This window comes from Bacillus massiliglaciei, from assembly GCF_900098925.1.
GTDB classification, from domain to species: domain Bacteria; phylum Bacillota; class Bacilli; order Bacillales; family DSM-1321; genus Peribacillus; species Peribacillus massiliglaciei.
This window is the reverse complement of the sequence record NZ_LT622357.1, coordinates 217,350-230,496: the sequence shown is the minus strand read 5'-3', so window position 1 is coordinate 230,496 and position 13,147 is coordinate 217,350. Positions and strand designations below refer to the sequence as shown.

12 protein-coding genes and 1 other annotated feature are annotated in these 13,147 nt (G+C 45.4%); of the genes, 9 read left to right on the top strand and 3 right to left on the bottom strand.

Going from position 1 to position 13,147, the window contains the following annotated elements; all coding sequences use genetic code 11:
* Window positions 1–32 precede the first annotated feature (32 nt).
* Window positions 33–224 carry a hypothetical protein gene (locus tag BQ4305_RS06820; RefSeq protein ID WP_110927098.1) on the bottom strand — a complete coding sequence of 64 codons (192 nt, stop codon included), beginning with the start codon at window positions 222–224 and terminating at the stop codon, window positions 33–35.
* A gap of 196 nt (window positions 225–420) precedes the next feature.
* Window positions 421–645 (top strand) — a binding site (T-box leader).
* A gap of 53 nt (window positions 646–698) precedes the next feature.
* On the opposite strand from BQ4305_RS06820, the gene BQ4305_RS06815 reads away from it, so the two are divergent.
* Entirely contained in the window at window positions 699–3,350 is a 2,652-nt protein-coding gene (locus BQ4305_RS06815; RefSeq protein WP_110927097.1) for a valine--tRNA ligase, read from the top strand.
* A 24-nt stretch (window positions 3,351–3,374) separates the two neighbouring features.
* Here BQ4305_RS06815 and BQ4305_RS06810 read toward each other — a convergent pair whose 3' ends face one another.
* Complete coding sequence (locus tag BQ4305_RS06810) at window positions 3,375–4,232, bottom strand: ATP-grasp domain-containing protein (protein WP_110927096.1); 858 nt, start codon at window positions 4,230–4,232, stop codon at window positions 3,375–3,377.
* The gene (locus BQ4305_RS06805) at window positions 4,229–5,128 is read right to left on the bottom strand and encodes an ATP-grasp domain-containing protein (RefSeq protein ID WP_234396891.1); all 900 of its coding nucleotides are present in this window, start codon (window positions 5,126–5,128) and stop codon (window positions 4,229–4,231) included. The genes BQ4305_RS06810 and BQ4305_RS06805 overlap by 4 nt, the downstream gene beginning before the upstream one ends.
* 113 nt (window positions 5,129–5,241) lie before the next feature.
* Between BQ4305_RS06805 and BQ4305_RS06800 the strand changes: the two genes are divergently transcribed.
* The 8 genes from BQ4305_RS06800 to mreD all read left to right on the top strand — a co-directional run bounded on the left by BQ4305_RS06800 (window position 5,242) and on the right by mreD (window position 13,110).
* The gene (locus tag BQ4305_RS06800; RefSeq protein ID WP_110927094.1) at window positions 5,242–6,543 is read left to right on the top strand and encodes a bifunctional folylpolyglutamate synthase/dihydrofolate synthase; all 1,302 of its coding nucleotides are present in this window, start codon (window positions 5,242–5,244) and stop codon (window positions 6,541–6,543) included.
* 473 nt (window positions 6,544–7,016) lie between these two features.
* Window positions 7,017–7,766: a prepilin peptidase gene (locus BQ4305_RS06795; protein ID WP_110927093.1), complete on the top strand. Its 750-nt coding sequence runs from the start codon at window positions 7,017–7,019 to the stop codon at window positions 7,764–7,766.
* Between the two features lie 191 nt (window positions 7,767–7,957).
* Entirely contained in the window at window positions 7,958–8,902 is a 945-nt protein-coding gene (locus tag BQ4305_RS06790; RefSeq protein ID WP_110927092.1) for a hypothetical protein, read from the top strand.
* A gap of 267 nt (window positions 8,903–9,169) precedes the next feature.
* Window positions 9,170–9,736, top strand: coding sequence for a Maf family protein (locus BQ4305_RS06785; RefSeq protein ID WP_110927091.1), 567 nt, complete (start codon window positions 9,170–9,172; stop codon window positions 9,734–9,736).
* A 52-nt stretch (window positions 9,737–9,788) separates the two neighbouring features.
* Window positions 9,789–10,463, top strand: coding sequence for a RadC family protein (gene radC / locus BQ4305_RS06780; RefSeq protein WP_110927090.1), 675 nt, complete (start codon window positions 9,789–9,791; stop codon window positions 10,461–10,463).
* A gap of 140 nt (window positions 10,464–10,603) precedes the next feature.
* Complete coding sequence (locus BQ4305_RS06775) at window positions 10,604–11,623, top strand: rod shape-determining protein (protein ID WP_110927089.1); 1,020 nt, start codon at window positions 10,604–10,606, stop codon at window positions 11,621–11,623.
* Between the two features lie 102 nt (window positions 11,624–11,725).
* Complete coding sequence (gene mreC, locus BQ4305_RS06770) at window positions 11,726–12,601, top strand: rod shape-determining protein MreC (protein ID WP_110927088.1); 876 nt, start codon at window positions 11,726–11,728, stop codon at window positions 12,599–12,601.
* Window positions 12,598–13,110 carry a rod shape-determining protein MreD gene (mreD, locus tag BQ4305_RS06765; RefSeq protein WP_110927087.1) on the top strand — a complete coding sequence of 171 codons (513 nt, stop codon included), beginning with the start codon at window positions 12,598–12,600 and terminating at the stop codon, window positions 13,108–13,110. The genes mreC and mreD overlap by 4 nt, the downstream gene beginning before the upstream one ends.
* Window positions 13,111–13,147: the final 37 nt, after the last annotated feature.

Here is a 13,147-nt window from a genome sequence, read left to right as displayed (position 1 = left end):
CGGGCCATTCATGCACTTTCTTTTTTGTCTGTTTATATCCACTGAAAGTAATAGCCGAGGGCGATCAGGACGAATACCCCTAAAAGAAATACATCAAAGCCTGTCGGGAACAATAGAGTCCGGAATGCCTGAAATATGCAGAATGGGACAATGAACTGCTGCCCGATCTCCCGTCCTTTTTTCAGCCATGGAGTAAAATCGTGTACGCTATATCTGCGTCTCATCTGTATGCCTCCCTTCTGCCGGCCATACGGCAGCGGACACCAGCGGAAAGAATGCACCCGATCCTTCTGAAGTCCATATAGTATATTAGGTAAAACACGGAATAATCCGGGAGAAAAGTGGAAAAGATGATTGACTATAGACCATTTTTTTTTGTACTATATTATATATGTTTGAAAAACCTACATATTAATAGTATTTCATGCTAAGAACGGGAATAGTATGATGTCCAGCGCTTTTTAGAGAGGAAACCGTCCGGTGAAAGGTTTCTAAGTGAGCAGCATCAGAAGTCGCCCTGGAGCAGTTTTCGTGAAGCAGAAGTAGCGAAGACCGGCTAAAAGCCGTTATCTTATTTGAGAGCCGCAAGCGTTTCTTTCTTGCGGAAAAAAGGTGGCACCGCGAACAACTCCCTTCGTCCTTTTGTGATGAGGGAGTTTTTTTATGCTCTAAAACGGAAAAAACGAGGAGGAAATAAAATGGAAGAGAATCAATTATCGATGCCGACTAAATATGATCCGCAGTCGATTGAAAAAGGCCGGTATAAATGGTGGCTGGAGGGCCGTTTTTTTGAAACAGAAGGCGATGAAAAGAAGGAGCCGTATACGATTGTAATCCCGCCTCCAAACGTAACAGGTAAGCTTCACCTTGGCCATGCCTGGGATACAACGCTTCAAGATATTCTGACCCGTATGAAGCGGATGCAGGGCTACGATGTTCTTTGGCTTCCGGGAATGGACCATGCGGGAATCGCAACGCAGGCAAAGGTAGAGCAAAAATTGCGCGAAGATGGAATCAGCCGCTATGATCTCGGACGCGAGAAATTCGTAGAAGAAACATGGAAGTGGAAAGAAGAATATGCAGGGCATATCCGCGAGCAATGGGCAAAATTGGGTCTTGGGCTTGATTACTCACGTGAACGCTTTACGCTGGATGAAGGACTTTCCAAAGCGGTTCGTGAAGTATTTGTAACGCTTTATAACAAGAAACTGATTTATCGCGGAGAATACATCATTAACTGGGATCCGTCTACGAAAACAGCGATTTCAGATATTGAAGTTATTTATAAAGATGTTCAGGGCGCTTTCTATCATATGAGATACCCGCTTACTGACGGTTCGGGTTCTATTGAAATTGCAACAACCCGTCCGGAAACGATGCTCGGTGATACAGCAGTAGCCGTCCATCCAGAGGACGACCGGTATAAGCATTTGATTGGAAAAATGGTCAAACTGCCAATCACAGGCCGGGAAATTCCGATTGTCGGCGACGACTATGTCGATATGGAATTTGGTTCAGGAGCGGTGAAAATTACGCCGGCCCATGACCCAAATGACTTCGAAATTGGAAACCGCCATAATTTAGAGCGGATTCTTGTCATGAATGAAGACGGAACAATGAACGGAAGAGCCGGCAAATATGAAGGCATGGACCGCTTCGAATGCCGCAGGCAGATTGTGAAGGATCTTCAGGAGGAAGGAATTCTTTTCAAAATCGAAGATCATCTGCACTCTGTAGGACATTCTGAGCGGAGCGGCGCTGTTGTTGAACCGTATCTGTCCACTCAATGGTTCGTGAAAATGCAGCCGCTCGCTGAACAGGCAATTGAGCTTCAGAAACAATCAGAGGACGAGAAAGTTAACTTCGTTCCGGACCGTTTTGAAAAAACATATCTTCGCTGGATGGAGAATATCCGGGACTGGTGTATCTCCCGTCAGCTATGGTGGGGGCACCGTATTCCGGCTTGGTACCATAAGGAAACCGGCGAAATCTATGTCGGCACAGAAGATCCTGCTGATATCGAGAACTGGGAACAGGACAAAGACGTGCTGGATACATGGTTCAGTTCAGCGTTATGGCCGTTTTCAACAATGGGCTGGCCGGATAAAGAATCAGCCGACTTCAAGCGCTACTTCCCGACAGGTGCACTGGTTACCGGCTATGATATCATCTTCTTCTGGGTATCCCGTATGATTTTCCAATCGCTTGAGTTTACTGGCGAGCGTCCGTTTAAAGATGTTCTGATCCACGGTCTTGTCCGTGATGAGCAGGGACGCAAAATGAGTAAGTCTCTCGGCAATGGTGTCGATCCAATGGATGTCATTGACCAATACGGAGCAGATTCACTTCGCTATTTCCTTTCAACAGGAAGCTCTCCTGGTCAGGATCTGCGTTACAGCACGGAGAAAGTGGAAAGCGTCTGGAACTTTGCCAATAAGATCTGGAATGCCTCCCGTTTTGCTTTAATGAACATGGATGGCATGACCTATGATGAAATCGATTTAAGCGGTGAAAAGTCCGTTGCTGACAAATGGATTCTGACCCGTCTGAATGAAACGATTGAAACCGTGACACGTCTTGCAGAACGTTATGAGTTCGGTGAAGTGGGCCGTGCGCTGTATAACTTCATCTGGGATGACTTCTGTGACTGGTACATCGAAATGGCGAAGCTTCCATTGTATGGTGAAGACGAAGCAGCGAAGAAAACAACTCGTTCGATCCTTGCTTATGTATTAGACAATACGATGCGTCTGCTTCACCCATTCATGCCGTTCATTACGGAGGAAATCTGGCAGAACCTGCCTCATCAAGGGGAATCCATCACTGTAGCGGCATGGCCGGAAGTGAATCCGGAACTGACGGATTTACAGGCATCAGAAGACATGAAGCTGCTTGTGGAAATCATCCGTTCAGTGCGTAATATCCGTTCTGAAGTCAATACGCCTCTAAGCAAGAAAATCAACTTGATCCTGAAGGCGAAGGACGAAGCTGTACTGGACACATTGAACAATAACTCCAGCTACATCGAACGTTTCTGTAATCCAGAACAGCTGACAATCGGCATCGACGTAGAAGAGCCGGCACAGGCAATGACGGCCGTTGTAACCGGAGTGGAACTAATTCTTCCGCTTGCAGGGCTCATCAATATCGATGAAGAAGTGAAACGTCTTGAAAAAGAACTGGAGAAATTGAACAAAGAGGTAGAGCGGGTTCAGAAGAAGCTTGGAAACGAAGGCTTCGTCAAGAAAGCCCCGGCTCATGTCATTGAAGAAGAGCGTGCGAAAGAGAAAGACTACAGTGAAAAACGTGATTCAGTCATTCACAGAATCAGCGAACTGAAGTCTCTATAATAAAAAAGGATGGGCCGATTCGGTTCATCCTTTTTTGCTGTGTCTGCTTTTAATAAACTGCAGATACTTTCTGACAATATTGAGATCGGTCAGGGAACTTAAGGTACGGCTGCCGACAACATCCTCCATTTCGTTGAACAGAAGGGATCCGTCCTCCGCAAAGAGGAAATCGATTCCAACCATCCCAAGCTGATCAAAAGCGCCGATGATTTTACGGACAAGGGCTGTTTCTTCCTCTGATAAGGCATAGAGGGAAGCGGATCCGCCCAAAGTGAAATTCGCTTTGAAATCACTGGAAGATTCGCGTAATACGGCAGCTATGATTTCTCCGCCGACGACAAAAACCCGGATATCCCGTCCGGTGACAGCCGGCTTTTGAATCAGCCAGTCCCGCCCTTCGGGAAGAGCTGCCAGTTCTGTTTCCTTTTGAATCATATAGACATTGCGGCCCCCGCGCCCATGGACTTCTTTCACGATGTAAGGGAAACGGTATGGAACGGACTCCTTGGACGGATGTCCCGCGCAATACAGGGTGTCGATCATTGGAATCGAATAGGTGTTTAAATATTGATGCATCCGGGCTTTATGATTGGCCATTTCGGATACGAAGGAAGAATTATAGCAGTCGATGCCGAGAAGCTCCAGCTGGCGTGTGAAGAGGGGATCGATGCAGCGGACAATCGCAAAGTCCGGCCATTCAGCAGCCTGCTTCTGATGCATCACCTTCAGTCCGTTCCTGTCATGCCCCGCCTGGATGTCTTCACGGAACAGAAGGTGCACTTCCATGCCAAGATCATTTGCTTCTTCAAGCATCCACTGGATATAGCTTTTATTTTTCTCTGCATCGTTTTTATGGTAAATGAGCCATCCGGTAAGAGTCATCGCCTAAACTCCTTTACGATATAATCGAACATCTTGTCTGCCACATTGATGCCTGTACATTCGTATAAATGCAAAAGGTGGGAATTGGAATTCACTTCGCAGAGCAGCGGGCCATTTTTACCGAATAAAAGATCGACACCGGCAAAATCTGCTCCAAGGATTTGAGCCGAGCGAATGGCGAGTTCTTCTTCCTCCTGCGTCGGTGTATAGGGCTCTGCCTTTCCGCCGGCCGTCATATTGGCACGAAAATCGTTCGCAGACGTGCGTTTCATGGCAGCAGCCGCTTGATCTCCGACTACATTGATGCGGATATCTTTGCCGAAGCTTGTGTCAATAAATTCCTGGAGAATAAATGGTTTGTGTGCGAGCTCCATGACACGTTCCTGCAATTCTTGTTCGGAATGAATCAGGTAGACCTGCTGTCCAAAGGAGCCATATGCTTCTTTCACGACGAGCGGGTAGCCGAGCGTCTGTCCGATTTTTGTGAATAGGTGTAAATCGGTTCGGCCGACCCCTTCATAGGTGAAAGGGGGAAAAATGGTTTTTGGCATCGGAATCCCGCATGCAGCCAGGGCCTGATGGGTTTTGGCTTTGCTGTCGCATGTTTCAATGACGGAGCTTTTATTGAATACAGGAAGACCCATCATTTCCAAATGCTTAGCAAGGGCAATATCTTTATCCATAAAGACAACCAAATCAGGAAGGCGGGTAAAAGACCCCCGTAATACAGGCCGGCCATCTTCAATCATGGGCATTAAGGAAGAATTTCTTATAATGTCAGCGCTCAAGCCTTTTCTTACCGCTGCTTCTTTTATAAAAAGGGCTAAATCAGAAAACTTAGTATGCTGCAAATACCCATTGACGATAATCCAGCAGCTTAAATGTGGACTGTTCAAAAAACCACTTCTTTCTATCATGATATAAAAACTGCAAAGATGCAGCCGGCTTGTCTTAATCTGAAAATAATTGTATCGTATTATAATATTCTAGGAAAGCGGATGGAGGAAAGATGATGTTTAGTCAAATTGGCGACATTGAACGTTTTTTACATAATCGGCAGGCGGCCTTAGGCATGAATTTCGGTCTTGAACGGATGTCTCTGCTTTTAGAGAAGCTCGGCAATCCGCATCACGGTCAAAAGTACATACATATTGCAGGTTCGAATGGAAAAGGATCGACCCTCCAATTTTTAAAGGCAATTCTGATTCAGGCAGGATATAAGACGGCCTCTTTTACATCTCCATATCTGGAGCGCCTGAATGAGCAGCTGAAAATCAATGAAGAGATGATCACGGATTGGGAACTTGTCGAGGTTTTTCGAAAAATATGGCCGGCTGTTGAGGAGATGGACCAAGAGGGCAAAGGCCCGACCCAATTTGAAATCTTAACCGCTGCGGCATTTCAGTATTTCCATGAACAAAACCCGGATGTTGTCCTGCTGGAAACGGGTCTGGGCGGGCGCTTGGATACGACAAATGTCGTTCAGCCCTTATTATCTGTGATTACGACCATTTCACTTGAGCATACGAATATTTTAGGTGATACCCTTGCAGAAATCGCCTTTGAAAAAGCCGGGATAATTAAAAAGGAAATCCCAGTTATCAGCGGGGTGACGGAAGAGGAGCCGGCCCAGGTGATTAGAGAGAAAGCGAAAACAGAATCAGCTTCCTGTATCGAAATGGGAAGGGACTTTATGGTAAAAAATATCAAACAGAGCGGAGGCAGCCAGACGTTCACCTATCAATACGGGAAGACTTCTGCAGAGAATCTTAGAATTAATATGCTCGGGGCCCATCAAATCCATAATGCTGCACTGGCTGTAACGGCTGCCTGTGTGATACGAGAGCAATATGGATTTGCCATCAGTGAAGAAGCGATTAAGAAGGGAGTGGAAATGGCGAGATGGAAAGGCCGCTTTGAAGAGGTTTCTGAACACCCTGCTGTCCTGCTTGACGGAGCCCATAATCCTGCTGGAACGGAAGTGCTGATTAAGACATTGAAGGATGTCTATCCCGGAAAAAAGTATGTCTTTGTTTTCAGTGCCTTCAGAGACAAAGACTATCAAACGATGCTCCGTCAGCTGGAGAAAGAGGCGAAAAGCATCATCCTGACAGAATTTGAGCATGAAAGGGCTGCAAGCCTTGAGGAATTAAATCAAATTCAATCCGATAAAGTCCAGGCTTGGAAGGATTGGCATCAGGCAATAAGAGAAGGACTGAAAGCGGCAGAAGAGGAAAATGCCCTTCTGGTAATTACGGGTTCTCTTCACTTTCTGATGCTTGTACGGCCGCTCTTTGCTGCTCAAAAATAAGAGGCGCAGATACATAGAAGATATCAAATTTCTACCAGAGAAGTTTGATATCTTTTTTACTTATACAGCATGGATGTCCATTTCAGGGATGAACCTGACATCTAGCTCCCTGCGAATAGATATGAACGGATTAATGAATGTAGTAGATGACTATTTTGTGAAGATTTGTTAAAATAAGGAATAGGCTGAGTACAATAGACTATTTTTATTTCTTTTATAAAAATAGTCAAAAGTCAGCAGAAGAACCTGACAGTCTGTTAACCGAACAGTAAAAGGGAGTACTATTCGGCTGCTATCCGACTATACATAGTATAGAGGCTTTATATGGAGAACAGAGAAACCAGAAATATGAAGGAGGGAAATGGATGAAAGAAAGACAGATGGATAGGAAATGCGGGTCTCTGAATCGGAATATTCGGAATCTGGAAAAATGGCATGATCTATCGCATCCACAGAAGTGTCAGTGCGAATAAATGGCAATTCTCTTACTCTTCCTAATTGGCCTGCTATTGGGTTCCTTCTACAATGTTGTCGCCTTGAGTGTTCCAGCACAGAAGCCGTTCGCGAATCGCCGGTCCGCATGCCCGAACTGCCACAAGACTCTTACACCTCTCGAGTTAATACCCGTTGCTTCTTTCCTCTTTCAGGCAGGTAAATGCCGGGGATGCAGGAAGCCGATTTCCCCCATCTACCCTCTTATTGAACTTGCGACAGGCATTCTGTTTGCTGCTGCCCCGCTTTTACTTGGGTGGACAAGCGAATTATGGACGGTCTGGACCCTTATTTCTCTGTTGATGATCATTTTTGTTACAGATATCGTGTATATGCTTATACCAGATACCATTCTTCTGTTTTTTATGGCGCTATTTTTAGTGCTGCATGCAATACTGCCGCTTGATCCCTGGTGGGACCCTTTATTAGGACTAACGGCTGGTTTCGGTATCCTGCTTTTAATTGGCATTATCAGCAAAGGCGGCATGGGCGGCGGTGATATCAAGCTGTTTGGTGTGTTAGGTTTCGCCCTTGGAACTCAGACAGTCCTGCTTGCTCTTGTGTTATCTATTTTTTATGGAGCATTCTTCGGTCTCCTCGGAATGGCCGCCGGCAAAATACCGCAGAAAAGTTTGATTCCGTTTGGCCCGTTTATTGTGCTTGGCACGCTGACAGCTCTTTTTTGGGGACAGGATCTATTAGAATGGTATCTTGCTTTTCTAACTAACTAGCAGACAATTTACTAGAAAGCAGGGAATCCCTCGGATTTTTTGCCGGGAAAACAGCCATCGTTCGGACCTTTTTTATAGGAACGTATAATATGACGAAAGCTATTGAGAACAAGACGACAAAAGTCTTGTTCTTTTTCTTTTTCATTATGATAGGATGAGAAAAATTACGAGAAAGAGAAGGAGGGAGAGAGTTGGACAAGCCTGCTTTAAAAAAGGGAATGACCATTAAAATAAATGGCGTCCAGAAAAAGAGCGAACCCATCAATCAACCAAAACAGGAGCCGGCCGGCAAGGAAGAGGAAAGTTTTGAATGGATCCTGCCTGACACAGCAAAACAGGAATATGATCCGGTGCTTTTGCCTGTCCCGGCCCCGAAAAAGAAGAAAGCGGGCATTGGGATTTTTACATTGAACGGAAGCAGGTTCCAGAAACTGAAAAAACCGGTCATGGCGATTCTGTGTGCCATTGTTTTAGGAACGGGTGCCGGTCTTTTTGCGATTAAAATGGTCACGAAAGAGCAGACAAAAAACGTCCCGGCGGCGGTTACAGTGCCTGCAGTTAATGAGGGGAGCCAGGAAGAAAAACCAGCGGGAACTGCGGAGGGCGGCTTAAAGGCATTTTTAGTACAAGGCGGGGTTTTCAGCAGTGAAGCAGCAGCTGCTGAAATTCAGGAAAGTGTCAGGGCATTGGATTTGCCGGCTGAAGTGTTTAAAGCGGAGGACAGCTATTATCTCTTTATAGGAGCAGCGGAAGATCTGGAGGCGAGTAAAGCGTTAGCCCAGGTAGAAAAGGCGAAAGGGGCTGATGTGTATTGGAAGGAACTGGACTTCAAAACCGGCGGTTCCCTGAATGAAGCCCAGCAAAAAGAGATGGCTAAGCTGGACACGGCCTTTCATCAGCTTGCTGAAATCTCGGCGTCAGGACTGAGGGGAGAGAAAGCAGAGGCTGATATCGAAACCGCTAAAAAAGCGATTGATTCTGTCGAAACGAAGAATCTTCCGAAGGGAGCGGATGGGATGAAGAAGGAGCTTACCGCAGCAGCTGAGCTCAGTTCTTCAGACAGTGAGGCAGAATTACTGGAAGCGCAGGGGAATTTATTACTCTATTTAAAACAGTACCAGACATTAGGAAAATAAAAGATTTTCCGGGAAATAGTATAGGGATATGCGGCGAAATCCAGCAATGGTAGCGAAGAAATAACCGGGAAGCGCCGACAAACAGAAGTTCATGAGCATAAGCGAAAACCATCACCTTTCATTCACCGCGGGAAATGTGATGGTTTTTATTTTGTGCGAGCTTTTTCTTAATCTGTTGCTCCCCGTCGATTTTTGTAAACAATATTTGTGAATGAGAATCTTATTTGATAGGATATACTTGTATCTCCCTAAGGAAAGGTGAACAATATGCAGCCATTGATTTTAGCTTCTTCATCACCAAGAAGAAAAGAACTGATTCGCCTTCTTCAAATCCCGTTTGAGGCAGTTCCTGCGGATGTCAGCGAGGATTTTGAACCAGGCACACCTGCCGAACAGGTCGTGCAGGAATTGGCCCTTCGGAAAGCGAAGGCTGTGGCTCTGTCACATGAATCAAACTATGTAATCGGCTCTGACACGGTTGTTGTACTGGATGGTGAAATTTTGGGCAAACCGGCAGATCGCGGAGATGCAAAGCGAATGCTTCTTTCTCTGTCCGGGCGTGACCATTATGTCTGTACAGGCGCAGCGATTGTCCAGGGAAGCCGCGAAAAAGTTTTTGCCGAAAAAACGAAAGTGACTTTTTGGGAACTGTCAGAAGCTGAAATTGACCGTTATCTGGACAGTGGTGAACCGTTTGATAAAGCTGGCAGCTATGGTATACAAGGGTATGGTTCATTGCTCGTCAAAAAATTGGATGGCGATTATTACACCGTGGTCGGCCTGCCGGTCGCACGACTTTCCCGTGAATTGAAGTCCATGCATGCCGGCTGTTAAAGGCTGATCTGCAGCTGGCATTTCCTCATGAAAAGAGGAAGGATGGGAATGTATGCTGATTAGGGATTTTCCAAAAGAAGAAAGGCCGAGAGAGCGCTTTATCCAGGAGGGGGCTGAAAGCCTGTCCAATCAAGAACTGATTGCCTTGCTGCTGAGGACAGGATCGAAGGAAGAATCGGTTCTGCAGCTGTCAAACAGACTGATTCAGACGTTTGACGGGCTCCGCCTGCTGAAGGATGCATCCATAGAGGAAATGACCCAGATTAAAGGAATCGGTGAGGCAAAAGCTATTCAGATTCTGGCTTCCGTCGAGCTGGGCCGCAGAATTAACAAGCTTCTTCATCAGGATCGCTATGTGATCCGCTCACCGGAAGACGGAGCCAACTATTGTATGGAAGAAATGCGGTTCCTGACTCAAGAGCATTTCGTCTGTCTGTATCTAAACACGAAAAATCAAGTCCTTCACAAACGTACGGTTTTTATAGGAAGCCTGAATGCTTCTATCGTACACCCCAGAGAGGTTTTCAAAGAAGCCTTCCGCCGGTCGGCGGCCTCTATCATTTGTCTTCATAATCACCCCTCGGGCGACCCCTCGCCAAGCAGAGAAGATATTGAAGTGACCAAAAGACTGGTCGAATGTGGTAAACTGATTGGGATTGAGGTTTTAGACCATATTATTATCGGTGAGCACAAATACGTCAGCCTGAAGGAAAAAGGTTATTTATGACACTATTAAAATGTTTCTTGATGAGCTATAATATTGTTTATGGTTTTTTAAAAGAGGAAACTTTTTCAATGGCATATTCTGTCAAAAAATAACAAAATTGATATGATAAAGCAGATTGTTTACGAAAGGGAGATACCAGAATGTTTGGAATTGGTGCAAGAGATATTGGAATTGACTTAGGAACAGCCAATACGCTGGTCTATGTAAAAGGAAAAGGCGTAGCAGTGCGCGAACCATCGGTTGTAGCTGTTCAGACGGATACGAAACAGATTGTTGCAGTCGGCAACGATGCAAAGAATATGATTGGACGGACACCGGGAAATGTCGTGGCACTTCGCCCGATGAAAGACGGCGTAATCGCTGACCATGAAACTACATCCACAATGCTCAAATATTATATGAACGAAGCACAGAAAAAGGGCGTTTTTGGCAGCAAGCCGAATGTTATGATCTGTGTACCGTCAGGCATTACTGCTGTTGAACAGCGTGCTGTTATCGATGCTGCCAGACAGGCCGGCGCCCGTGATGCTTATCCGATTGAAGAGCCTTTTGCGGCAGCCATTGGTGCGGATCTTCCAGTATGGGAACCGACTGGAAGCATGGTTGTGGATATCGGCGGAGGAACGACTGAAGTGGCGATTATTTCGCTTGGCGGAATCGTAACCAGCCAGTCTATCCGGATTGCCGGTGATGAAATGGATGAAGCGATCATCACGTATATCCGTAAGAATTATAACCTTATGATCGGGGAACGTACGGCAGAGGCCATTAAGATGGAAATTGGTTCAGCCGGAGATACGGAAGACATTCCAAATATGGAAATCCGGGGACGCGACCTTTTGACTGGTCTTCCAAAAACAATCGAGATTACACCAGATGAGATTTCCAAGGCGCTTCATGATACAGTGTCAGCCATTGTAGATTCTGTGAAGAACACACTGGAAAAAACGCCTCCTGAACTTGGTGCAGATATCATGGACCGGGGAATTGTCCTGACTGGCGGCGGTGCTCTTCTTCGCAACCTGGATAAAGTCATCAGCGAAGAAACACAGATGCCGGTATGGATTGCGGACAATCCTTTGGACTGTGTGGCCATCGGAACCGGAAAAGCGCTTGAACATATTAATCTGTTCAAGACAAAAACTAAAGATTCCCGTTAAGGTTGCTGATAGGCCGGCTCAGCTTGAAAGGCTGCTTGAGCCGGCCTCCTGTTGTTTAGCACGTGTGAAACGAAGTAAATTAGAATAATAGAGGTGCAAGTCATGCCACAGTTTTTAAATAAGAAACTTCTTCTCTTGCTTGTCAGTATCATCGTTCTCGTGGCATTGATCGGCTTTTCGCTGAGGGAGAGAGAGGAATTATCCTGGCCGGAACGTTTTTTGAAAGATACGACAGGCTTTGTAGGAAATATTTTCAGCAAACCGGTATCAGGGGTAACTGGATTTTTCGAGGATTTAAGTGATCTTCAAAATACATATGAAGAAAACAAAAAGCTTAAGGCACGCCTGGATGAGTATGTATTATTGAAGACACAGGTGCAGGATCTGAAAAATGAAAATAAAGAACTTCGCGATATATTGGGGAAAGAAGATGACTTAAGGAAATATACGCCGGTTCAGGCTACCGTTATCGGCAGAAATCCTGAACGCTGGCATGAAATGCTTTCCATCAATAAAGGAACCTTGAACGGCATTCAGAAAGACATGGCGGTTATCACGTCAGAAGGCTTAATCGGCAAGGTGAAAAGTGCCACTCAATTCACATCAACCGTTCAGCTGATCAGTTCTTCAGATGAAACAAACCGGATATCAGCGATTGTGCAGGGAGATGAGAATGCTTTCGGTGTAATCGAAGGGTTTGACAGTGAGAAAAATCAGCTTCTGATGAAACGTATTCCTTATGATAAGAAAATCAAAAAGAATTCTCTCGTCATTACCTCTGGCTATGGAGGAATCTTCCCGAAAGGACTGCCGATCGGAAAGGTTGTGGACGTGAAGATAGATCAGTACGGTCTGAACCAGACAGCTTATATTGAGCCGGCAACGGACTTTTACGATATTAATAATGTAATGGTCGTCCAGCGTGAAGTGGGAGCTGAAGAACCCACAGAGGATGATGGAAAGGATGAAGCTGAATGAAGCATTTCATCCTGTCTGTCATTGCTTTGATTTTTTTTGTATTTGAGGGATTTTTCGCCCAGTTTTTTGCGAATTTCGGAGATCATGTTCTTCTCATTCCAAGATTTATGGCTGTTTTCCTGTTTTTTGTGACGATTTATGGTTCGCGAAAGTATGGAATGATTTATGGGGCCATTTTGGGCTTGGGATATGATGTAGTCTATACGGAAATTTTGGGCGTTTACATGTTCTTGCTTCCTTTCTTAGCTTATTTGCTATCCAAGCTGATGAGGGTTTTGCACATGAACCTTTGGGTCGTTTGTTTAGTGTCCTTGTTTTTTGTCGGAGTCATCGAGCTTGTTTCTTACGAAATAAACGTGGTTCTTTCCTTCACAGCTATGAATTTCGGTGAATTTTTGACAAGCCGGCTCTTGCCAACATTGCTGCTGAACTTCGTATTCATTCTCCTTTTCTGTTATCCGCTGAAAAGGCTGATGGAAAGATTGGATTTGCGGAGAGAAGCAGAGTAATCGGCCGGACGGCAAGCGAATTTCCCTTTTTTGATTG